The organism is Tritonibacter sp. AK171 (assembly GCF_030127025.1).
GTDB classification, from domain to species: domain Bacteria; phylum Pseudomonadota; class Alphaproteobacteria; order Rhodobacterales; family Rhodobacteraceae; genus Epibacterium; species Epibacterium mobile.
This window is the reverse complement of the sequence record NZ_CP126134.1, coordinates 3,007,042-3,026,440: the sequence shown is the minus strand read 5'-3', so window position 1 is coordinate 3,026,440 and position 19,399 is coordinate 3,007,042. Positions and strand designations below refer to the sequence as shown.

General features: G+C 57.7%; 22 protein-coding genes and 1 riboswitch. Of the genes, 10 read left to right on the top strand and 12 right to left on the bottom strand.

Features of this window, described 5'->3' with window-relative positions:
- Window positions 1–68 precede the first annotated feature (68 nt).
- Window positions 69–283, bottom strand: a riboswitch (cobalamin riboswitch).
- Window positions 284–323: 40 nt separating this feature from the next.
- The 5 genes from QNI81_RS14265 to QNI81_RS14245 form a co-directional block, all read right to left on the bottom strand.
- On the bottom strand, window positions 324–1,076 hold the full coding sequence (locus QNI81_RS14265; protein WP_283966930.1) for an iron ABC transporter ATP-binding protein: 753 nt from the start codon (window positions 1,074–1,076) through the stop codon (window positions 324–326).
- Window positions 1,073–2,017, bottom strand: coding sequence for an iron chelate uptake ABC transporter family permease subunit (locus QNI81_RS14260; RefSeq protein WP_005607855.1), 945 nt, complete (start codon window positions 2,015–2,017; stop codon window positions 1,073–1,075). The genes QNI81_RS14265 and QNI81_RS14260 overlap by 4 nt, the downstream gene beginning before the upstream one ends.
- Complete coding sequence (locus tag QNI81_RS14255; protein ID WP_168576542.1) at window positions 2,007–2,957, bottom strand: ABC transporter permease; 951 nt, start codon at window positions 2,955–2,957, stop codon at window positions 2,007–2,009. The genes QNI81_RS14260 and QNI81_RS14255 overlap by 11 nt, the downstream gene beginning before the upstream one ends.
- Before the next feature lie 6 nt (window positions 2,958–2,963).
- Entirely contained in the window at window positions 2,964–3,860 is an 897-nt protein-coding gene (locus QNI81_RS14250) for a siderophore ABC transporter substrate-binding protein (protein ID WP_065330227.1), read from the bottom strand.
- 130 nt (window positions 3,861–3,990) lie between these two features.
- Window positions 3,991–4,272: a DUF2218 domain-containing protein gene (locus QNI81_RS14245; RefSeq protein WP_081293291.1), complete on the bottom strand. Its 282-nt coding sequence runs from the start codon at window positions 4,270–4,272 to the stop codon at window positions 3,991–3,993.
- Between the two features lie 83 nt (window positions 4,273–4,355).
- Between QNI81_RS14245 and QNI81_RS14240 the strand changes: the two genes are divergently transcribed.
- Window positions 4,356–5,303: an SDR family oxidoreductase gene (locus tag QNI81_RS14240; protein ID WP_283966929.1), complete on the top strand. Its 948-nt coding sequence runs from the start codon at window positions 4,356–4,358 to the stop codon at window positions 5,301–5,303.
- A 16-nt stretch (window positions 5,304–5,319) separates the two neighbouring features.
- Here QNI81_RS14240 and QNI81_RS14235 read toward each other — a convergent pair whose 3' ends face one another.
- Window positions 5,320–5,736 carry a MerR family transcriptional regulator gene (locus tag QNI81_RS14235; protein ID WP_065325543.1) on the bottom strand — a complete coding sequence of 139 codons (417 nt, stop codon included), beginning with the start codon at window positions 5,734–5,736 and terminating at the stop codon, window positions 5,320–5,322.
- Window positions 5,737–5,822: 86 nt separating this feature from the next.
- On the opposite strand from QNI81_RS14235, the gene QNI81_RS14230 reads away from it, so the two are divergent.
- Both QNI81_RS14230 and QNI81_RS14225 read left to right on the top strand, forming a co-directional pair.
- Complete coding sequence (locus QNI81_RS14230) at window positions 5,823–6,479, top strand: cation efflux transmembrane domain-containing protein (RefSeq protein WP_168576544.1); 657 nt, start codon at window positions 5,823–5,825, stop codon at window positions 6,477–6,479.
- 86 nt (window positions 6,480–6,565) lie between these two features.
- A complete protein-coding gene (locus QNI81_RS14225) occupies window positions 6,566–7,507 on the top strand; it encodes a DMT family transporter (protein WP_283966928.1) in 942 nt (313 codons plus the stop codon).
- Window positions 7,508–7,513: 6 nt separating this feature from the next.
- Here the strand turns inward: QNI81_RS14225 and QNI81_RS14220 are convergent, their stop codons facing one another.
- Window positions 7,514–7,945 (bottom strand): MarR family winged helix-turn-helix transcriptional regulator, encoded by a 432-nt coding sequence (locus QNI81_RS14220; RefSeq protein WP_110365061.1) that lies wholly within the window; start codon window positions 7,943–7,945, stop codon window positions 7,514–7,516.
- Between the two features lie 109 nt (window positions 7,946–8,054).
- Between QNI81_RS14220 and QNI81_RS14215 the strand changes: the two genes are divergently transcribed.
- The gene (locus QNI81_RS14215) at window positions 8,055–8,483 is read left to right on the top strand and encodes an organic hydroperoxide resistance protein (RefSeq protein WP_283966927.1); all 429 of its coding nucleotides are present in this window, start codon (window positions 8,055–8,057) and stop codon (window positions 8,481–8,483) included.
- A 179-nt stretch (window positions 8,484–8,662) separates the two neighbouring features.
- On the opposite strand, the gene QNI81_RS14210 is transcribed toward QNI81_RS14215, so the two are convergent.
- Window positions 8,663–9,529, bottom strand: a complete 867-nt coding sequence (locus tag QNI81_RS14210; protein WP_168576546.1) for a branched-chain amino acid aminotransferase — start codon at window positions 9,527–9,529, stop codon at window positions 8,663–8,665.
- A 160-nt stretch (window positions 9,530–9,689) separates the two neighbouring features.
- On the opposite strand from QNI81_RS14210, the gene QNI81_RS14205 reads away from it, so the two are divergent.
- The 6 genes from QNI81_RS14205 to dxs all read left to right on the top strand — a co-directional run bounded on the left by QNI81_RS14205 (window position 9,690) and on the right by dxs (window position 15,018).
- Window positions 9,690–10,202, top strand: coding sequence for a MarR family winged helix-turn-helix transcriptional regulator (locus tag QNI81_RS14205; protein ID WP_005607826.1), 513 nt, complete (start codon window positions 9,690–9,692; stop codon window positions 10,200–10,202).
- Complete coding sequence (locus tag QNI81_RS14200) at window positions 10,199–10,900, top strand: response regulator (RefSeq protein WP_126136007.1); 702 nt, start codon at window positions 10,199–10,201, stop codon at window positions 10,898–10,900. Before QNI81_RS14205 ends, QNI81_RS14200 begins: the two co-directional genes overlap by 4 nt.
- Window positions 10,901–11,022: 122 nt before the next feature.
- The gene (locus QNI81_RS14195) at window positions 11,023–11,949 is read left to right on the top strand and encodes a histone deacetylase family protein (protein WP_283966926.1); all 927 of its coding nucleotides are present in this window, start codon (window positions 11,023–11,025) and stop codon (window positions 11,947–11,949) included.
- Window positions 11,946–12,191 (top strand): exodeoxyribonuclease VII small subunit, encoded by a 246-nt coding sequence (locus tag QNI81_RS14190; RefSeq protein ID WP_009178003.1) that lies wholly within the window; start codon window positions 11,946–11,948, stop codon window positions 12,189–12,191. The genes QNI81_RS14195 and QNI81_RS14190 overlap by 4 nt, the downstream gene beginning before the upstream one ends.
- Window positions 12,192–12,197: 6 nt before the next feature.
- Complete coding sequence (locus QNI81_RS14185) at window positions 12,198–13,061, top strand: polyprenyl synthetase family protein (RefSeq protein WP_283966925.1); 864 nt, start codon at window positions 12,198–12,200, stop codon at window positions 13,059–13,061.
- Window positions 13,062–13,089: 28 nt separating this feature from the next.
- The gene (dxs, locus tag QNI81_RS14180) at window positions 13,090–15,018 is read left to right on the top strand and encodes a 1-deoxy-D-xylulose-5-phosphate synthase (RefSeq protein WP_283966924.1); all 1,929 of its coding nucleotides are present in this window, start codon (window positions 13,090–13,092) and stop codon (window positions 15,016–15,018) included.
- A gap of 26 nt (window positions 15,019–15,044) precedes the next feature.
- Here the strand turns inward: dxs and QNI81_RS14175 are convergent, their stop codons facing one another.
- The 4 genes from QNI81_RS14175 to QNI81_RS14160 are packed head-to-tail and all read right to left on the bottom strand — an operon-like array spanning window position 15,045 to window position 19,289.
- Window positions 15,045–15,512, bottom strand: coding sequence for a DUF2269 family protein (locus QNI81_RS14175; RefSeq protein WP_283966923.1), 468 nt, complete (start codon window positions 15,510–15,512; stop codon window positions 15,045–15,047).
- Window positions 15,509–16,804, bottom strand: coding sequence for an SDR family oxidoreductase (locus QNI81_RS14170; protein ID WP_283966922.1), 1,296 nt, complete (start codon window positions 16,802–16,804; stop codon window positions 15,509–15,511). The genes QNI81_RS14175 and QNI81_RS14170 overlap by 4 nt, the downstream gene beginning before the upstream one ends.
- A 2-nt stretch (window positions 16,805–16,806) precedes the next feature.
- Window positions 16,807–18,360 carry a phosphate ABC transporter substrate-binding/OmpA family protein gene (locus QNI81_RS14165; protein WP_283966921.1) on the bottom strand — a complete coding sequence of 518 codons (1,554 nt, stop codon included), beginning with the start codon at window positions 18,358–18,360 and terminating at the stop codon, window positions 16,807–16,809.
- A gap of 23 nt (window positions 18,361–18,383) precedes the next feature.
- Window positions 18,384–19,289 (bottom strand): hypothetical protein, encoded by a 906-nt coding sequence (locus QNI81_RS14160; protein ID WP_283966920.1) that lies wholly within the window; start codon window positions 19,287–19,289, stop codon window positions 18,384–18,386.
- Window positions 19,290–19,399: the final 110 nt, after the last annotated feature.

The following is a 19,399-nucleotide window of genomic DNA, read 5'->3' as shown; positions in this document are numbered from 1 at the left end:
TAGGCAACTGCAGTCCATCAGATACATCACATCTGGCATCGCGTCCTCCGCAGGCCCACCGCCCGCTTGGTTTATACATCGCGATGGCAGGTCTCCTGACTTGCGGGTCGTTGCGCGTCCGTCCCTTCCCGACCCATTTGGATCAGTGGTGTGTGACGGGGCACTTGCCGCTTACAGTTGCGGGGGCAGTTTCGGATTCGGCGCCCTTTGGCTCCTCCTCACCGAATTCCCTTTTCATCCCACTTGCCTTAGGCGTCGGGGAACCATCGCTACTCTCTTGCGTCAGTGAGACGGCCTGTGTCAAGCGACAGGGAGGAGCCGGATCAGACCATCACGACCGGCCGACCCTCAACCGTGCGCAATGGCGCGTCGGTTTCAAAGACGCTCTGGATCAGCGTCTCGGTAATCACATCCTGTGGTGCACCATCTGCACAAAGGCGCCCCTCCTTCATCACCAGAACACGGTCGGCGTAGGCGGTGGCAAAATTGATGTCATGCAGCACGATGATAACCGTGCGGTCCTTATTGTCTGCCAGATCTCTGAGGCGGGCCATCAGCGCGCGCGAGGCCGCCAGATCGAGATTGTTCAACGGCTCATCCAGCAGCAAATAATCCGTATCCTGCACATAGGTCATCGCCACAAACGCGCGCTGTCGTTGCCCACCGGACAACGTATCAAGCGACCGTTCTGCCAGCGGCAACAGATCAAAGAGGCGCATGCCATCCTCAACCATCGCGCGGTCATCAGGCGTTGGGCGTCCCCTGTGATAGGGATACCGGCCAAAGCCCACCAAATCGCGCACTGTCAAACGGCTTGCGGCGTGAACCGTTTGCGGCAGAATCGCGAGGCGCCGTGCCAAATCCTTGTCATCGCTTTCGCCCACGACAAGCTCATCCACCGTGATACGCCCCTGTTGCCGCGGTATTAGCCGCGCCATGAGCGACAGCAGCGTGGATTTACCCGCACCATTGGGACCAACAAGCGCGACAACGCCGCCTTTGGGGACAGAGACAGAAATATCCCTGAGGATCGGAGCACCATGGATATCATGGGACAGGTTCTGGACCTCGATCATCGTTTCAGTCCTTTCATCAACAACAGCAGGAACACCACCCCACCAAGGAATTCGACCACGACACTGAGCGGGGTGGTAAAGGCAAAGACACGCTCGAGCGCCCATTGGCCGCCAACAAGGATCACGCCGGAAATCAGCGCGCTACCCGGCAGCAGGATCGCATGGCGATAGGTTGGCAGAACCAGATAGGTCAGCGCAGAAACCAAGAGACCAAAGAAGGCCACTGGCCCCACCAATGCGGTCGAGACCGCAACCAGAACTGAAATCAGCAAGAGCGCCCAGCGCTGCCCGCGAAGTGGTGGTTCCCCCAGCGAGGTTGATGCCACCGGTCCGAGTGCCAGCACATCCAACCGGTGCCGCATACGCCACGCCAATCCCAGTGCACCACAGCAGAGAAGAGCGGAGACGCCCAGCAGATCCGTTTCGGCCCGCGAGAACCGCGCAAAAGAGGCCGCTTGTACTACAGCGTATTCACTTGGGTCGATCACACGCTGCAAGAGGCCAGTGATAGAACGCAGCATGACCGCCAAGACCACCCCGGTCAGAAGCATGCGCATCAGGTCGCCCTGCCCTTTGCGCAACAACAGGCCAAAGAGCATCACCGCCGCCGCACACATCAACGTCGCATTGGTCAGCATCAATAGCCCCGGATCGAGCTGTTGATAGGCAGGTGCTCCCAGTGCGACCACTGCGGCTGTCAGGATCAAAACGTAAAGCGCATCAAACCCCATGATCGCAGGTGTCAGGATGCGATTGCCGGAAATGGTCTGAAACATCACCGCCGCCACCGCCTGCGCTGCGCCAATCAACAATAATGCCGCGAGTTTTTTGCCGCGAAACATCAGCGCAAACTCAAGGCTCCCCTTCACGCCAGTGAACAGATAGGCGAGTGCGCAGGCCACGAGGGCGAGCGTGAGTAACAACAGGCGATTACGATACATGCTGCCCTCTGCCGTAAAGCATCCACAGGAAGACAGCCGCGCCGATGATGCCGATGACGGTCGCCACGGGCACCTCGAACGGATGCACCACAAGGCGCGCAAAAATATCCGAAGCCAAGACCAAACCTGCACCCGCCATTGCCGTCAGCGGCAGGCTGCGGCGCAGATTGTCACCGACGAGGCGGCTGACAAGATTTGGCACCACCAGCCCGATAAAGGGGATCGCGCCCACTGTCACAACGGTGAGGCCCGTCACCACAGAAATCACCACCAGACCGCTCAGGACGACCTGACGGTAGTTGAGGCCGAGGTTGAGGCTCACCGTTTCCCCGAGGCCAAGAATGGAAAACTGATCCGCCACCAGATAACTCAGCACGGCCGCAAGACCTGCAATCCACAGCAATTCGTATCGCCCACGCATCGTGCCGGAGAACTCACCGGTCAGCCAGATGTCGATGTATTGCAGCATATCAAGTTGAAAACCGATGTAGACGGCGGCCGAGCCAATCACACCGCCGTAGACGATACCCACGAGCGGCACCAACAGCGGCTCCTCTGGCGGCAGGCGGCGGGTGATCGCAAAAAAACCGATGCTCCCGATCAGGGCAGCAAAGGCCGCGAGCGCCATCTTGAGCCCAACGGAAGCCGCCGGCAGACAGACGGAAACGACCAACAGTCCGAGCATCGCGCTTTGACCGGTACCGGCGGTCATCGGCTCCACAAATCTGTTGCGCGCGATGAGTTGCATGATCTGACCGGCAATCGCCAGTGACGCACCGGTCAGGACCACAGCAAATGCGCGCGGCAGGCGACTGTCCCAGATTAAGGCCCTCGCCTCCGGCGTCGTAACGTCCATCGGCGAAAGAGGGGTCGCTCCAACAAAGAGCGACCCAACGAACAAGAGGCTGAGGGCCAGAACACCCAAGGCAGTGCGCGACATCAAAGATCAGTTTCCGTTGAAACCGGCCTCAATATCCGAAAGCGTGCGCATCATCGACTGAATGCCACCGCCGGAGATGTAGATATCTGATGCGTTGAGATAGACGACCTGATCGTTCTTCCACGCTTTGGTTTCGTGCATCAACGTGTTGTCGAGCGTGGTTTTCGCATCCTCGCCCGGCTGACCAATCGCAGCGAGACGGTCGATCACAATTAACCAGTCCGGGTTCACGGTCTGGATAAATTCAAAAGATATGCTTTCACCATGTGTGGAATCGCTGATCTCCGCCGCTGCTTCTGGCAGGTCGAGTGTGGAATGCACCCAGCCAAACCGGCCCGCCTTGCCATAAGCCGAAATTTTCGGACCGTTGGTCAGGATGATCAAAGCCGTCCCCTTATCTGCCACCGCGGCACGGGCGCTCTTTAGCTGCGCATCAAAATCCGCGCGCAATTCGGCCGCCTTATCTTCGCGACCAAAGATCTTGCCGTAGGTGTCCAAGCGCGCCAGCCCCTGTCCAACGACATCTTCCCAGATCGTCATATCAATGGCTGGAGCCAGCTCGCCCATCGTATCAACCTGATCGGAACTGCGTCCGCCCACGATGATCAGATCGGGCTGCAGCGCATGTACGGCCTCAATATCAGGCTCAAACAGGGTGCCCAGATCTTCGGCTTTGTCCGCAACGCTTTGGAGGTAGTCCACATAAAGGTTCTGCGGCGCGCCGCTTACATCGACGCCCAGCGCAGATAGCGTGTCTACAGCGGCGATATCAAAAACGGCGATTTTTTCAGGATTGGCGGGTACGTCTACAGCACCGCGGTAGGTGTCGACGGAAACAGTCTCCGCAGCAAAAGCAGGCACTGCAAGAAACAGTGCGGAGGCACAGGCGAGTGATCGAAACATAGAAAAGACTCCGGGTCTTTTGATGGTTTTGAGGGATCGGTCTCGCTGGCTGTTGCTTGTGCAATTGCTGGCATTGATTAACTGCCATAGCTCACACAGAAGAGCCATGGTCAATTCGAAAAGTTAGATTTCAGGACCAGTCAAGGCGCTCTAGTTTATCGCGGAAGGCAAAACGGATCAGATGGCTTTCGATGATCTCTTTGGATTGCTCTAGTCCCGCCTGATCTTCTGCCACCACAGTCATAACCAAGACATCGTCGCTGGCAGCAAAGGTTGCAGTGCCACAGGGAAACGCGACCTTGCCGGAATGAGCGTCACATGACGCCTCGACCTTATGCGCGAAATGTTTGCACAATTGCTGCAGATACTGGCTGGCTTTGGCGGTCTCGAACTGGCTTTCGGACGTCAACATTTATGTTCTCCTCTTTGCTACGCGTCTGAGTTGCGCCCTTGTCAGGCGCAATGGTTCGAACGTAGTAGAGCGGATCATCAACAATGACTACCGGCAGTTGCTTGCATCTGCCTGCGCCCGCCCGCATGGTCTGCCTCATGACTCAGGACACCACTCGCAAAACGCTTCTCTGCTTTGGATATGGCTATACCGCCCGCGCGTTGGCAAAAATTCTGCCGCGCAATGAGTGGCATATAATCGGTACAACCCGTGACACTCCTGATCATAGCGATGACGCGCATGTGGAGTTGATCACATGGCCGGGAGATGTCTTCCCGCTGCAAAACGTCACTCATATCCTCTTGTCAATTAGCCCGTCCGAGGCCGGCGATCCGGTACTGAACGCGCTGGGTACACAAATTGCCGCGCTGCCTTCGCTGGAGTGGGTGGGGTATCTGTCAACCACCGCTGTCTACGGTGACCACGATGGGGGGTGGGTGGATGAAGCCACTCCCGCCACGCCATCAAGTCAGCGCGGAGATTGGCGCGTGCAGGCGGAAAATGATTGGTCGGCGGTGCCAAAGCTACCACTTCATATTTTCCGCCTCGCGGGGATCTATGGGCCTGGTCGTGGTCCATTTGCGAAACTCATGGCAGGCAAGGCCCGTCGCATCGTCAAACCCGGTCAGGTATTTTCGCGCGCCCATGTGGATGATATCGCACAGGTTCTAAAGGCATCCATCGCTCACCCTGATCCGGGGGCGATCTACAATGTCTGTGATGATGAACCAGCCCCCCCACAAGACGTTTTGGGATATGCCGCCGAATTGTTGGGGCTGCCAATCCCCTCAGAAGTGCCTTTTGACGAAGCGGGCATGAGCCCTATGGCCCGCAGTTTTTATGGCGAAAACAAACGCGTGCGAAATGACAGGATCAAAGAAGACCTAGGCGTCGATCTGCTATATCCAGACTATCGCAGCGGTCTTCAGGCGGTTCTGGCTGCCGAGGACATGGAGAAATTCATCCCCCCTGCTGATCCGCCCGGTGTCTAAGGGCGGTTGAATTCGATCAATCGTGATCGCCGATGCACAGGCTGTGATCGCCCAACGCTCCCAACACCTTGCACGTCCCGCCGCTACCGCCTTCACACAGGTGGGTGATCCTTTCCAGCTCAGCCTCAAGCTGCTGGAGGCGTGAAATCCGTGCGCGGACCTTTTCCAGCTGTGCCTTCGCAATAATATCGGCCGCATGACAGTCCTGCCCCAACTCACCGTTGAGCGCCATGAGGTCTTTGATCTCTTCAAGCGCGAAGCCAAGATCACGGGCATGTTTGATAAAGCCGAGCCGCTCTAGCCCAGCTTGATCATACCGCCGCTGATTACCTGCATTGCGTGTTGCATGATCAATCAGGCCGATTTCTTCGTAATAGCGAATGGTTGGAACCTTGACCCCGGTGGCCTTTGACAATGCGCCGATAGAATACATCGAAATCCCCTCTTGAACCTCTAGTGGCTAGAGCAATTAGGTTCATACCGAATCGAGATCAAGGACAAGAGCAAAGGACCTGACCCATGGCAGGATGTTGCAACCACAACGCTCAGTTTGACGGCGTATCACGCGAATACAAGCGTCGTCTCTGGGCCGTAATCGTAATCAACGCGGCGATGTTCTTCGTTGAAATGGCAGCCGGTCAGGCCGCCAATAGCCAAGCACTGAAGGCTGACGCCCTGGACTTTCTGGGTGATGCGCTCACTTACGGGATTTCACTGGCGGTGATCGGTGCCAGCCTGCGCACACGTTCAATGGCGGCAATTGGTAAGGGCGTAAGCCTATTGCTGATGGGGAGCTGGGTCTTTGGCTCCACCGTGTGGAAAGTGTTCGTCGTTGGCGTCCCGGAGGCGCAAGTCATGGGCTATATCGGCTTCATGGCGCTCGCCGCGAACCTTTTGTCGGTGGCATTGCTGGCCGCCTATAAAGATGGCGATGCAAACGTACGTTCGGTCTGGCTGTGTTCGCGCAATGATGCGGTTGGAAACGTGGCAGTGATGATCGCGGCCCTCGGCGTCTGGGGCACCGCAACAGGTTGGCCCGATCTGATCGTTGCGGGCATCATGGCCGGTTTGTTCCTGAGTTCCGCCTACCAGATCCTGCGCCAGGCTCTTGCAGAGTGGCGCGATGGTGAGGCCAAGCCCGCGCAAGATGACCATGCCCACGGACACGCGCACTGACCGCGCCGAATTGTTGACCAGTAAATAATGTACCAGTTCAACCCTGCGCGCTTGCCATTCATCGGACAAGCGCGCAGGGTCCGCTCATGGTAAAAAGCTTAACATCGCATCGACCACTTTTGGCGATCACCCTGAAAGTGACCGCCATTGGGCTTTTCACCATCATGTCGGGTTTGATCAAAGAGATCACACAGACTGTACCCACGGGTCAGGCCGTGTTTTTTCGATCTTTTTTCGTGCTGCCTGTAATCCTTGTGTGGCTTGCCCTACGTGGCGATCTACCAAACGGATTGCGCACCAAAAGCCCGATGCTTCATTTTTGGCGTGGCTTAGTGGGGACCTCTGCAATGGGTCTGAATTTTGCAGCCCTGGCCATCCTGCCACTGCCAGAGGTTACGGCTCTGGGTTATGCCACCCCAATCTTTACACTGGTGCTGGCGGCGTTGCTGCTCGGGGAGCGTATTCGCATCATTCGCATCAGCGCCGTCGCAATCGGGCTTGTCGGCGTAGTGATCATGCTTTCTCCCCGACTTGGGGGATCTGAGGCGTTTCAGGATACGGCCTTCATCGGCGCGATGCTGGTCCTGACGGCCGCTGCCTTGCGCGGGTTTGTACAAATCCACATCCGGAAAATGGTACAGAGCGAGGAAACCGCAGCGATTGTCTTTTACTTCTCTGTGACCGCTTCACTGTTGTCGCTGCTGACCTTGCCCTTTGGCTGGATCATGCCCGATACCCCTTTGTTGGTGCTGCTGATCAGTACTGGCTTTATCGGTGCAATTGCCCAGATCCTGATCACCTCGTCCTATCGGTTTGCACCTGCATCGCTGCTAGCCCCTTATGACTACGTGTCGATGTTGTTTGCGCTGGTGATTGGCTACATTTGGTTCGCAGAATGGCCATCCGCGGTGATGCTGGCAGGGGCAGCGCTGGTCATTGTGGCAAATGGCATCGTAATCTGGCGTGAGAGCCGTTTGGGACTGGACCGAGGCAAAGCCAAGCCACTGACTGATCCAAAGGGCGGATGATTCAGGTTACCTTTGCTCCAGCTTGTCGCGCAGTGCGTGCAGTTGATCGCGCAAAGCCGAGAGTTCCTCAATATCCCCTCCCATTGCCTCCAAAACACATGCCGTAAGCTCAGTAGCTTTGTGCTCCAACACTCGCCCGTTTTCTGTGAGCGCTACAATCAGGCTGCGTTCATCTTCTGGGTTGCGCTGCCGTGTGAGAAGTCCGGCAGTCTCCATACGTTTGAGCAACGGTGTCAGTGTATTCGTATCCAGTTGCAACTCTGTTCCCAGATCGCTGACCCGACGGTGGTCCCTGTCCCACAGCGCAACCAGCACTAGATATTGTGGATAGGTCAGCCCCAACGGGGCCAGCAGCGGGCGATAGAGGCGCGAGATCGCATGGTTCACCGAATAAACGGAGAAACACAAAAGCTCATCGATTTTCAAAGGTCTATCCATGTGGGAAATTTAGATCTCGCACGATATAATCGCAAGCGGTTGACTTTCTGCTTGAGGCACCCAAGTATATCGCACACGATATAATCGCCCACGACAAAAGGAGCCGAACATGTCCGTATCCCCCGTTTACACCGCCCATGCCTCCGCCACCGGAGGCCGCGATGGTCAAGCCAAAGTAGCTGGCACCGATCTGGTTCTCGATCTCGCCCCGCCCACAGAAATGGGAGGCGATGGCAAAGGCTACAACCCAGAGCAACTCTTTGCCGCCGGGTATTCCGCCTGCTACATCGGCGCGATGAAGTTTGCGACGACCCAAGACGATAGCCTGCCAAAAGTTCCGGACAACGTCGAAGTCGAAACCGCAGTTGGAATTGGCCCGCGTGAAGCTGGTGGCTTTGGCCTCAAGGTCCACATGAAAGTGACACTTCCCGGCGTGGACAAAGAGGCCGCCGAGCGCCTGACTGAAGCCGGACATAAAATTTGCCCCTATTCCAATTCTGTGCGGGGCAACGTCGACGTCACTACAGAAATCGCATGATCCAGCGGAGCGCCTGCAGCGCACTGGTTTGTTCAGGAATGCGAGGCTCTGCCTCGCGCTCCGAGATATTTGAGAAAAGCTGAAGGGGCGACAAGCGCCCAACGGCACCGAAGGTGCTCATACAGAAAAAGCGCGGGGCGTATGTCCCGCGCTTTTGCATTTTAGTAGCCAGAATAGTGTCAGCTACGGACCAGCGCCTCATATTCCTCGGCAATTTCACGGGTCATCTGGCCAACCTCAAATTTATAGGAGCCGATTTCACCCACAGGTGTCACTTCGGCGGCAGTGCCGGTCAGCCAGCACTGTTCAAATCCATCCATTTCTTCGGGCATGATATGGCGCTCATGTACGGTGATGCCCTTGTCCTTGAGCATCTGGATCACAGTTTGTCGGGTGATACCGTTGAGGAAGCAATCCGGTTTCGGCGTATGTACCTCGCCATCTTTTACGAAGAAGATATTCGCCCCGGTCGCCTCGGCGACATAGCCGCGATAGTCCATAAACAACGCGTCAGAGCAGCCTTTGGCTTCTGCTTTGTGCTTGGAGATCGTGCAGATCATATAAAGACCCGCCGCCTTGGCATGCACCGGGATCGTTTCTGGAGAGGGACGTTTGAATTCCGCGATATCGAGCTTTGCGCCCTGCATTTTGGCATCGCCGTAATAGGCCCCCCACCCCCAGACAGCGACCGCCATCCGGACCGGGTTTTTCGCTGACGCAACACCCATATCCTCGCCCGAACCACGCCAGACGACAGCGCGCACATAGGCATCCTGAAGACCCGATGCTTTCAAGGTCTCTTCCTTGGCTTTCTCGATATCATCCACCGAGTAAGGCATCGGCATATCCAGCGCCTCTGCTGACGCAATCAGGCGTTCGGAATGCGCGCGGCTTTTGAAGATCTTGCCATTGTAGGCGCGCTCACCTTCAAACACAGAGGAAGCATAGTGCATTGCATGCGTCAGGATGTGGACCTTGGCATCGCGCCAGTTCACCAATTCGCCATCCATCCAGATCAGACCGTCGCGGTCATCATATCCAGCCATTCCGCATTCCTTTTCAGCGCCGTATTATTTTCGGTTATTGCGCAACATAACGTTATTTCATTCACATAATTGCGCCAAACTCGTCACTCGGTACATCTCGGGTCTTGGAATGTCAATAATGCTGACATAAACTGGCCCGCAAAACAAAGGAGAGGCGATAATGTCTGACGGGCGTTCCGGAGCAGGGTTTGGCGGTGAGAGCCTCCTGTTTCTGACAGATGAGCAGTTGCGCCAAGGGATCGAGGCGATGTTCTTTGCCTATCAGGGCTTTACTGCTGACCCTGACCGTATCCTCGCCGATCTGGCCTACGGGCGGGCGCATCACCGGGCACTGCATTTTATCAACCGCTCTCCGGGTACAACGGTCAACAATCTCCTCAGCATCCTCGGGGTCACCAAACAATCCCTGAACCGCGTGCTTCGTGCGTTGGTTGAGGATGGACTGGTCGACAGCCGGGTTGGAACGCTCGATAAACGGGAACGCAATCTTTATCTGACAGAACGCGGAGTGGATCTGGAGCAACGTCTCTCCGACGCCCAGCGCGTGCGCATGCGGGCCGCTTACAAACAAGCGGGTCCAGAGGCCGTTCAAGGGTTTAAAAAAGTACTCGAAGCCATGATGGATGCGGACATGCGTCGCGCCTACGCCGATCTGCGGGAGAGGTCACAATGAACCATAATGATCCGCATCTTCTGATCGTCGATGATGACGAACGCATCCGCGATCTTTTGAAAAAGTTCCTGATCCGGGCCGGATTTCTAGTGACTGCCGCGCGCGATGCGGCACATGCGAGGCGGGTGCTTTCCGGGTTGGATTTTGATCTGATCGTGTTGGATGTGATGATGCCGGGTGAGGATGGGCTATCCCTCACCACTGCGCTGCGCGAAACGATGACGACACCGATCCTGTTGCTGACCGCACGTGGCGAGACCGATGATCGGATTAAAGGGCTTGAGGCTGGCGCGGACGATTATTTGCCAAAACCCTTTGAGCCCAAAGAACTCCTGCTCCGTATCAATGCAATACTGAGGCGCATGCCCGAGAGCCAGCCCGAAGATATCACCCCGAAATTCTTGCAATTGGGTGCTATCCGGTATGATATTGACCGTGGCGAGATGTGGCAGGGCGAGGATCTGATCCGGCTCACCTCAACCGAAGTTCAATTGATGAAAATCTTCTCCTCGCAACCCGGTGAAGCGGTAAGCCGCGCCAAGCTGGTTGAGGATCTGGGGCGTGACCGCGGCCAAGCACAGGAGCGTGCGGTCGATGTTCAAATCACCCGGCTGCGGCGCAAGATCGAGCCGAACCCAAAGCAGCCACAATACCTGCAAACCGTGCGCGGTGCAGGTTATATGCTGGCACCGGACTGAGGCAGATCGGGACCTAAGCTGTCTTGATCTTGCCTTATGCAGTCTGACAGCACTTTAACGGCATCCCCCTTGAAATGCGCCCAGTGGCGGGAGATCGTCCCTTCCAACAAAGGAGAGATGTCATGGCCACCGCATTCATAACCCACGCGGACTGTCTCACCCATGTGACGCCGCACGGCCATCCTGAACAGGCGGCACGTCTGGAACATGTGCTTCATGCGATAGAGGGGCTCAACCTAAAGCGCGTGACAGCGCCGATGGCGGCCGAAGACGATGTATTGCGCATCCATCCTGCAAGTTACCTTGCAGACCTTCGCCGCACCTTGCCTAGCGAGGGCCGCAAAGAGCTCGACGCGGACACATGGATGTCGCCCGGGTCACTTGATGCTGCTTTCCGGGCGGCGGGCGCTGCAGTGCGCGCCGTGGATATGGTTCTGGCAGGCGAGGTCCGTAACGCCTTTTGCGCGACGCGACCGCCCGGTCATCACGCAGAAACGGATACACCAATGGGGTTTTGCCTGTTGGGCAACGCAGCGCTGGCGGCAAAACACGCGCTTGACCACCACAACCTACGCCGTGTCGCAGTGGTGGATTTCGACGTACACCACGGCAACGGCACACAAGACCTGCTCTGGGATGAGCGGCGGGCATTGGTCATCAGTTCACAACAAATGCCGCTTTGGCCCGGTAGTGGGCATGCGGAAGAAGACGGTGCTTACGGCAATGTTATGAACCTACCACTCCCGCCCGAAAGCACCGGCGCAACAATGAGAAACGCTTACACTGAGCAGGTCTTTCCTCGTCTGAGAGCGTTCAAACCAGAACTTATCATTCTGTCGGCTGGATTTGATGCGCATAAGGACGATCCGCTGGCGCAGCTTAACTGGAAAACAGACGATTTTCGGTGGCTCACCGCAGAACTTTGCGCGCTTGCTCAAGAGCTGTGCCAGGGTCGTATCGTCTCGACTTTGGAAGGCGGATATGATCTGAACGCGCTAGCCGACGCCGCCAAGGCGCATGTGGAAGAATTGATAAAGGCCGCGACATGACAACCGAGACCCCCGTCGAAGAGATGAGCTTTGAAACTGCGATGCAGGAGTTGGAACGCGTCGTCGATCAGCTGGAGCGCGGTGACGTGGCTCTGGATGCCTCCATTGCGCTCTACGAACGTGGTGCTGCACTCAAAAAGCGGTGCGAGGACGAACTAAAGCGCGCCGAGGAAAAGGTCGCCGCGATCACGCTTGACGCAAATGGTCAGCCATCCGGCACTCAACCGCTCGACGCGGGATAAGATCAGATGACGGCAGGGTTTACCGCTGCGCTCTCGCAAGCGCAGGCGAAGATCTCTATCCATATGGAACACCGCTTGCCGCAGACAGATCTGCTGCATCAAGCGATGCTTTACGCCTTGCGTGGCGGCAAAATGCTGCGTGGCTTCCTCGTTCTCGAAAGCGCACGGCTGCATCATGTCCCCGAGACGGCCGCACTTGAGGCGGCGCTGGCGATTGAATGCATCCACGCGTACTCGCTGGTGCATGATGACCTGCCCTGTATGGATGATGATGATTTGCGTAGAGGCCAGCCCACCTTGCACCGCAAATGGGACGAAGCTACCGCTGTTCTGGCAGGCGATAGCCTGCAAACACTGGCGTTCGAACTCCTCGCCCGTGAGGAAGTCGGTCCCCATGCGATAAGCCTCATTCGCACGATGGCAGAGGCTGCGGGCAAGGACGGCATGGTCTCCGGCCAGATGCTGGACATCGCCGCAGAAACGGCTGAGGCACCGCTGACACTTGAACAAATTACCACGCTTCAGGCGCGCAAGACCGGCTGCCTGATCGAATGGTCCGCCTGTGCCGGTGCGCGGCTGGCAGGTGCGGACCCCGCACCGCTGCGTCACTATGCCCAAGCATTGGGACTGGCTTTTCAGATCGCCGACGACATCTTGGATATAGAGGGCGATGCTGCAACCGTAGGCAAAGCCGTGCGCAAGGACGAAGACGCGGGCAAAGCCACCTTTGTGTCGCTCCTTGGGCTGGAGGGCGCAAAACGCCGCGCGCAGGAACTAGCCGATCAGGCTTGTGCTGCCCTTGTCCCATATGGCGCGGCAGGCGATACCTTGAAGGACGCCGCCCGCTTCGTTATCTCGCGCGACAGCTAAATCGCGCCCCGAAGGAGCCACGACCCACATGACCGACCGGCCACAGACCCCGCTCCTTGATCAGATCGCATCGCCTGCGGATCTGAAACGTCTCTCTGACGCGCAGTTGGAGCAAGTCGCGCATGAGTTGCGGCAAGAGACTATCTCTGCCGTCTCCGTCACCGGTGGACATCTGGGGGCTGGCCTTGGCGTTGTGGAACTGACGGTGGCGCTTCATGCGGTTTTTGATACGCCCAAGGACAAGGTGATCTGGGACGTCTCGCATCAGTGCTATCCGCACAAGATCCTGACCGGACGTCGTGACCGTATCCGCACCCTGCGGATGAAGGACGGTCTTTCGGGCTTTACCAAACGCTCCGAGAGTGCCTTTGATCCCTTTGGTGCGGCGCATAGTTCCACGTCAATCTCTGCCGCGCTCGGGTTTTCCGTCGCCCGTGATCTGGGTGGCGTCACCGAAGAAGGCCTTGGCGACGCGATTGCGGTGATCGGCGATGGCGCCATGAGCGCGGGTATGGCGTTTGAGGCGATGAACAACGCGGGCCACCTTGGCAAGCGGTTGATCGTGATCCTCAACGACAACGAAATGTCGATTGCGCCGCCGGTTGGTGCGCTCTCCTCATATCTCAGCCGCCTTTATACCGGGGCACCGTTTCACGACCTCAAAGCCGCAGCCAAGGGCGCGGTCTCTTTGTTGCCGGAACCTTTCCGCGAGGGCGCCAAACGCGCCAAGGACATGCTGAAGGGCATGGCCATGGGCGGCACTTTGTTCGAATCGCTGGGCTTTTCCTACATCGGTCCCATTGATGGTCACGATATGGACCAACTTCTGCCGGTTCTACGCACCGTCAAAGCGCGCGCAAACGGGCCGATCCTGATTCACGCGGTTACCAAAAAGGGCAAAGGCTACCGCCCGGCGGAAGTGGCGCGCGACAAAGGTCATGCGACGGCAAAGTTCGACATGGTGACGGGGGAGCAGAAAAAAGCGCCCTCCAACGCACCTTCCTACACGTCGATCTTTGGCAAAACACTGGCGGAACTGGCTTCACAGGACTCCAAGATCTGCGCCGTTACCGCTGCGATGCCCGATGGCACTGGCCTCAACTTGATGGCGGAGCGCTATCCGTCACGCACCTTTGACGTGGGCATTGCAGAACAGCATGGCGTGACCTTTGCCGCCGCGCTGGCGGCGGGCGGGATGAAGCCGTTCTGTGCGATGTATTCGACCTTCCTGCAGCGCGGCTACGATCAGGTCGTGCATGACGTTGCGATCCAGCGTCTGCCAGTTCGTTTTGCGATCGACCGTGCAGGTTTGGTCGGGGCCGATGGGGCCACCCATGCAGGGTCGTTTGACATTGGGTTTATGGCGAACCTGCCCGGCATGGTGGTTATGGCCGCGGCAGACGAAGCCGAGCTAAAGCACATGGTTGCAACCGCCGCCGCCTATGACGACGGCCCCATCGCGTTCCGCTACCCCCGTGGCGAAGGCGAAGGCGTAGAGATGCCAGACCAGCCTGAGATATTGGAAATCGGCAAGGGTCGGATGATTCAGAACGGTAAACGCGTGGCGCTCTTGTCCTTTGGCACCCGCCTTGGCGAGGTGCGCAAAGCCGCAGAGGCACTCGCGGCCCGTGGCATCACGCCGACCATTGCCGACGCGCGCTTTGCCAAACCGCTAGACCGCGACATGATCCTGAACCTCGCAGCTGAGCACGAAGCGCTCATCACGGTTGAAGAAGGCGCGGTCGGTGGTTTTGGTTCTCATGTGGCACAGTTGCTTTCTGATGAAGGCGTGTTTGACAAGGGCCTGAAGTTCCGCTCCATGGTGCTGCCCGATACCTTTATCGATCAGGCTAGCCCCAAAGATATGTACGACAATGCCGCGATGAACGCGGAACATATCGAAGCCAAAGTGCTGGATGTACTGGGCGTTGCGCGCCTCGATGAACGACGCGCCTAACTGCGTGTGCCCTGTGCTGACAACACCTAAAACACAGGCTTTGTCAGCATCAGCCAGACAATGGCGAGCACCGCAGCAAATGCCGGAAATCCAAAGGCAAACCACCAGCGATAGAGCCTGAAATAGGCTGCCGGAAGTGGTTCTGAATTGTCACGCGCCGCGCGTGCAAGATTGCGCATGCGCAGTTGCATCCAGACCACCGGCAGCCAGAAGCATCCGACAAAAGCATAAAGACCAAGCGAGGCGGCGACCCAGCCCTCTGTCAGGGGCCAGCCAACCTCTCGTGCCAGCAGATAGCCGGTAACAGGTTGTGCAATCGCCGCCGTTGCCGTGAACACCGTATCTGCAATGACCACAATACCGGAGACATGCGCGATCAGCCGTGCATCCTTGCTTTGATGTGACATCACCATAAAAAAAGCGATACCTGCTCCGGTGCCCAAAAGAACTGTGGCGCCAAGCACGTGCAGGAACAGCAGAACCTCGTAGATCATCTGTCCTCCAAAACCAGCGCAGCAAAGCCTGCAAGCATCATGCCCGGCAGGACTTTGACCATCGGATCAAGCGGGTCGAGCCAGAGGTCTGCTGCTGTTATGAGGCTCCCCAAGACATAGGCAGCTGACAGGGCGATCATGCCCATGGCAGCACGCGCCGCCCATCGCCGCCAAAGGATTGCCATGCCCAATGCCACGTCGAGTACCGCCCCACCAATCACCGCGAGGGCGCTTAGCCAGGAAGGGGCACCGCGGTCAGTAAGGATGGAAATCGTTCCGGGGAGATCGAAAAAGGGGATCAGTCCAGATATAACCCAAAAGAAAGAGAGCGTCGCAATCGCGAGGGGTAACGCCAGATATACCCGCGCGAACACGCGATCCTGACGGGTTGCGGGCATGCGCGACAGGGTTTCCTGCAGCGACATGAAAGGAGAACCGCCAGTGGCCACCCAGTTCGAGGGATCACCGCGAACCCCATCGCGCAACACCTGAACGGCAGAGCGACGCAGTGGCGAACGCCACCCCAACTGCCCGAGCAAATCCGCAAAGGATGACATGGCCCGCAACGCCCAGTCCGGTAGGGTCGGCCTGAAGATCGGGGGCGATACCCCGAGCCAGTCCCGCATGGTCTCAGTTAGCGTTGCGAGGCTCTGTGTGCCCTCCTCCGTCAAATCCAAAATAGTTGCGGGTGCGATCTCTTTCCGGGCGGCTTTCACCACCGCCGAGGCCACATCCTCGATCGAGACTGTCTGGATCATCGCATCCGGCAGCACCTTGGGCTGTACCAAAGGTATGGCCGCCGCCGCGCGCAACAACGCCGTGCCGCCATAGGCCTCGGGCGCCAATACCAATGTCGGGCGCAGAATGACCCAATCGGAGAGTCCACGTGCGATCACTGCGTCGCCACGTGCCTTACTTCGGAAAAACTCTGTCGAGGCATCCTCCGCTACGCCAGCGGCTGAGATTTGTACCACCCGCAGAGGCATTGTCTCGGCCGCTCGGGTCAGCGCCTTCAACGCTGTGACGTGAATGGCTTCTAGGCGATCCCGCGCACCATCCTGCAATGCCCCAGCTGCGTTCACTACGACGTCGCATCCCTCCAAAAGGTCCTGCCATTCGGCAATCGTTAGCTGCGCAATATCGCGGATAACCCAATCCACAGGCAAGTTGGACCGCTGCGCTGCCTGGCTTGAACGTCCCAAGCCAGTGACGTCAAACCCCGCATCCACAAGTGCACGTGCGCAAGCCGACCCAATCAGCCCATAGGCCCCGAGAACGAGGGCGCGCGCCACCTCTACCTGACCCAGACTTCGACGCGACGGTTGGCCTGACGGCCCCAAGCACTGTCATCGCACGCGATGGGCAACGCTTCGCCATAAGCCGCCGTTTCTATCGTTATGCGATCGAGATTTGCAGTTTCGGCCGCGCGCTCCACCGCACGACGCACAGACTCGGCGCGTTTCAATGCAATCGCACGGTTGCCTTCTGCTGGGCCTTCCCCATCAGAGAACCCTACAAACACCATGCGCTTGCCGTCATACACTCCGGCCTCCAATTCGCGCGCGATCAGATCGATGTTGTTTCGAGATTGCGCATCAGGGCGGGACGAGCCGGCCTCAAACCGAAACGACGTCGTCAATCGCTGCAAACCATCAAGCCCTGAAATCATTCGCTTCAACTCCCCCAAGGGGATGTCGTCACCTGCAGATTTAATCGCATTGCTGAGGCGCTCTCCCTGCATGCGCATGGGAATATACTCCGGTGCCTGATCCACGAATCCGGCTCTGCGAATGACAATTTGCGCGGCAGGTCCCCGCACATAGGTTAGAAAATCCCGTGCAATACGCGGCAAACGGTGTGCAGGCAGATAGAGAAACATTGGCGCGGTCAAAGGATAATCTTCGGTCTTGATGCTGCGGCGGGCCGCCGAAAGTGAGAACCCACAGGTCCCCGTAAGAGTCAGCATCCGCGTCTGGCCCGTTTCCGCAAAGCTCGCAATGCCAATAGCAAAAGGATCAGTGGCGACGGTACGCACCAATGTACTGCCACGATCATGACGCCGGATAGTCTTGGCAAGCGTCAGCCCAGCAGGCGACAACAGCTTATCCTCAACCGCTTGCGCAAGCCCTGCCCCGGCGACGGGCAAATGCGCGGAAATGGGTGCATCCGCGCCACCCAGTTCTTGCCAGTTAGTGATCTTGCCCGCGTAGATATCCGCAAGCTGCGGCAGGGAAATACGCCGCACCGGATTGGAAGGCGCCACAACCGGAACCATCGCGTCCAGCGCAAGTACCCGTCCCCGATTAGAGAGCGACATATCGCCAAGGCCTGCCTCGGATGCGAGCAGATGCTCCGCCTCGCGAATTTCGCGCAAGGCCATCACGATATCGGCTTGGTTCGCCAAAACGTCGGCAAACCCTTCGTCCGTATTGCTGACGTGAAAGGTAAACCGCCCTACCACATGGCCCTCGCGCGACAGGGTGTATTCGAACTGGCGCGGGTCAAGTTGCTCTCTGGCGGTCTGGAACCCGTTGCGCAGCGCGAAACCTTCGATAAGCGCAGGCAGCAAAACCTCTGCCATGGTAGAAGAGCCAGACAGGGTAATCTCGGCGACGAAATCCGAGAGGCTGGGGCAACCGGGCCCGTCGCAGCGCACCCCGGAGCCATCCACGGTCAGCTCACCAAATTGCGTTTCGACACGGTAAAATTCACCGTCAAAACCCAGTAAATCTCCGCTCACCTCGATGGCACCATCGGGCGATGACAGCGTTACATCCTGTCCGAAAGCCGGAACGCTTGCGCTGAAAAAGCAGAGTGCGGCGCAAACCGCCGCACGATAATAGCTCATGAGAAATCCCGGTGTCGCCCCAGTTAGTTGGAGGCGATTTTCAGGCTTTCTACCAGATTATTCAACACCAGAAAGTCACCTGTTGCAGAACATTCCGGGATGTTCAGCACAAGATCGCGTGTCCGCAACCTGTCACCACGGCGTTCAACCAATTGCGCGGCGACGACCTGATCACAGTTGTCGCTCGTGATCTCTGCCTCGACAGAAATGTTGACGACGCCATAACCACTGTTTTTAGGGAGCGTATAGACTTGCAGCAGACGTGCGGCGACCTGCGCTGGATCGCCTAGAAACAGAACCTGCCCTGCGCCTTGCCCCGATTCAGAGCCTTTCCACACGTGTCCAACGCTCCCATAGGTCGCGCCAAACTCCAGCGCATGCAGCTCAAGCCCGCTGTCGCCTTGCCATTGCATGACGACACGCTCGACACTGTCGAGATCGCTCACCTCTGCAACGGCCTCCAAATCTCGACCCGACGCAAAATCTGCAATAACCACGGCGCGCGTTGCCAGCGCAGGCAACACACCGCTGAACTCACCCGCAACATCCAGAGATTGAGTCACCATCACGCCGCTATGATGAAGTGTAAATCGCTCGCCACCCCGGCAGGGAGCGGAGACTTCGACGCGCACCAAGGCATCGGGCATTGGCGTGAGTTTTAGGTCACTTGCACATTGCAGCAGTGATGTATCGACATCGCGCAACGGCTGTCGTGGCGTGCGCGTGTCTGTGCGTGCGGACGTATAGGCCACATCCTGAAACACAAGTATTCCGGTTTCAGGCTCTGTTGGCAGAGGTGCGGGCTGATCGAGCGCCGCGTTGGACGCCGGCGATCCCTGCATGTCGGCTGTACGCTGCATATACACGCCTGTGCCCAAGGCGCAGACGACAGTGGCCGCAGCAATAAGACCTGTAACTCGGATACCCATTACACCCTCCTTACCCCAAAAGGTTAAGGATTCGTATCTCGGGAAGGCGGCCAGACTGTGGCAAAGGCCGGGAGGAAACACGACCTTTGCCACAGTCTTTAATAGTTCTG

What these genes read in the sequence shown, in the direction of transcription:
- QNI81_RS14265 (WP_283966930.1), bottom strand. Translation starts at nt 1,076, where the DNA reads ATGATCGAGGTCCAGAACCTGTCCCATGATATCCATGGTGCTCCGATC.
- QNI81_RS14260 (WP_005607855.1), bottom strand. Translation starts at nt 2,017, where the DNA reads ATGTATCGTAATCGCCTGTTGTTACTCACGCTCGCCCTCGTGGCCTGC.
- QNI81_RS14255 (WP_168576542.1), bottom strand. Translation starts at nt 2,957, where the DNA reads ATGTCGCGCACTGCCTTGGGTGTTCTGGCCCTCAGCCTCTTGTTCGTT.
- QNI81_RS14250 (WP_065330227.1), bottom strand. Translation starts at nt 3,860, where the DNA reads ATGTTTCGATCACTCGCCTGTGCCTCCGCACTGTTTCTTGCAGTGCCT.
- QNI81_RS14245 (WP_081293291.1), bottom strand. Translation starts at nt 4,272, where the DNA reads ATGTTGACGTCCGAAAGCCAGTTCGAGACCGCCAAAGCCAGCCAGTAT.
- QNI81_RS14240 (WP_283966929.1), top strand. Translation starts at nt 4,356, where the DNA reads ATGACTACCGGCAGTTGCTTGCATCTGCCTGCGCCCGCCCGCATGGTC.
- QNI81_RS14235 (WP_065325543.1), bottom strand. Translation starts at nt 5,736, where the DNA reads ATGTATTCTATCGGCGCATTGTCAAAGGCCACCGGGGTCAAGGTTCCA.
- QNI81_RS14230 (WP_168576544.1), top strand. Translation starts at nt 5,823, where the DNA reads ATGGCAGGATGTTGCAACCACAACGCTCAGTTTGACGGCGTATCACGC.
- QNI81_RS14225 (WP_283966928.1), top strand. Translation starts at nt 6,566, where the DNA reads ATGGTAAAAAGCTTAACATCGCATCGACCACTTTTGGCGATCACCCTG.
- QNI81_RS14220 (WP_110365061.1), bottom strand. Translation starts at nt 7,945, where the DNA reads ATGGATAGACCTTTGAAAATCGATGAGCTTTTGTGTTTCTCCGTTTAT.
- QNI81_RS14215 (WP_283966927.1), top strand. Translation starts at nt 8,055, where the DNA reads ATGTCCGTATCCCCCGTTTACACCGCCCATGCCTCCGCCACCGGAGGC.
- QNI81_RS14210 (WP_168576546.1), bottom strand. Translation starts at nt 9,529, where the DNA reads ATGGCTGGATATGATGACCGCGACGGTCTGATCTGGATGGATGGCGAA.
- QNI81_RS14205 (WP_005607826.1), top strand. Translation starts at nt 9,690, where the DNA reads ATGTCTGACGGGCGTTCCGGAGCAGGGTTTGGCGGTGAGAGCCTCCTG.
- QNI81_RS14200 (WP_126136007.1), top strand. Translation starts at nt 10,199, where the DNA reads ATGAACCATAATGATCCGCATCTTCTGATCGTCGATGATGACGAACGC.
- QNI81_RS14195 (WP_283966926.1), top strand. Translation starts at nt 11,023, where the DNA reads ATGGCCACCGCATTCATAACCCACGCGGACTGTCTCACCCATGTGACG.
- QNI81_RS14190 (WP_009178003.1), top strand. Translation starts at nt 11,946, where the DNA reads ATGACAACCGAGACCCCCGTCGAAGAGATGAGCTTTGAAACTGCGATG.
- QNI81_RS14185 (WP_283966925.1), top strand. Translation starts at nt 12,198, where the DNA reads ATGACGGCAGGGTTTACCGCTGCGCTCTCGCAAGCGCAGGCGAAGATC.
- dxs (WP_283966924.1), top strand. Translation starts at nt 13,090, where the DNA reads ATGACCGACCGGCCACAGACCCCGCTCCTTGATCAGATCGCATCGCCT.
- QNI81_RS14175 (WP_283966923.1), bottom strand. Translation starts at nt 15,512, where the DNA reads ATGATCTACGAGGTTCTGCTGTTCCTGCACGTGCTTGGCGCCACAGTT.
- QNI81_RS14165 (WP_283966921.1), bottom strand. Translation starts at nt 18,360, where the DNA reads ATGAGCTATTATCGTGCGGCGGTTTGCGCCGCACTCTGCTTTTTCAGC.
- QNI81_RS14160 (WP_283966920.1), bottom strand. Translation starts at nt 19,289, where the DNA reads ATGGGTATCCGAGTTACAGGTCTTATTGCTGCGGCCACTGTCGTCTGC.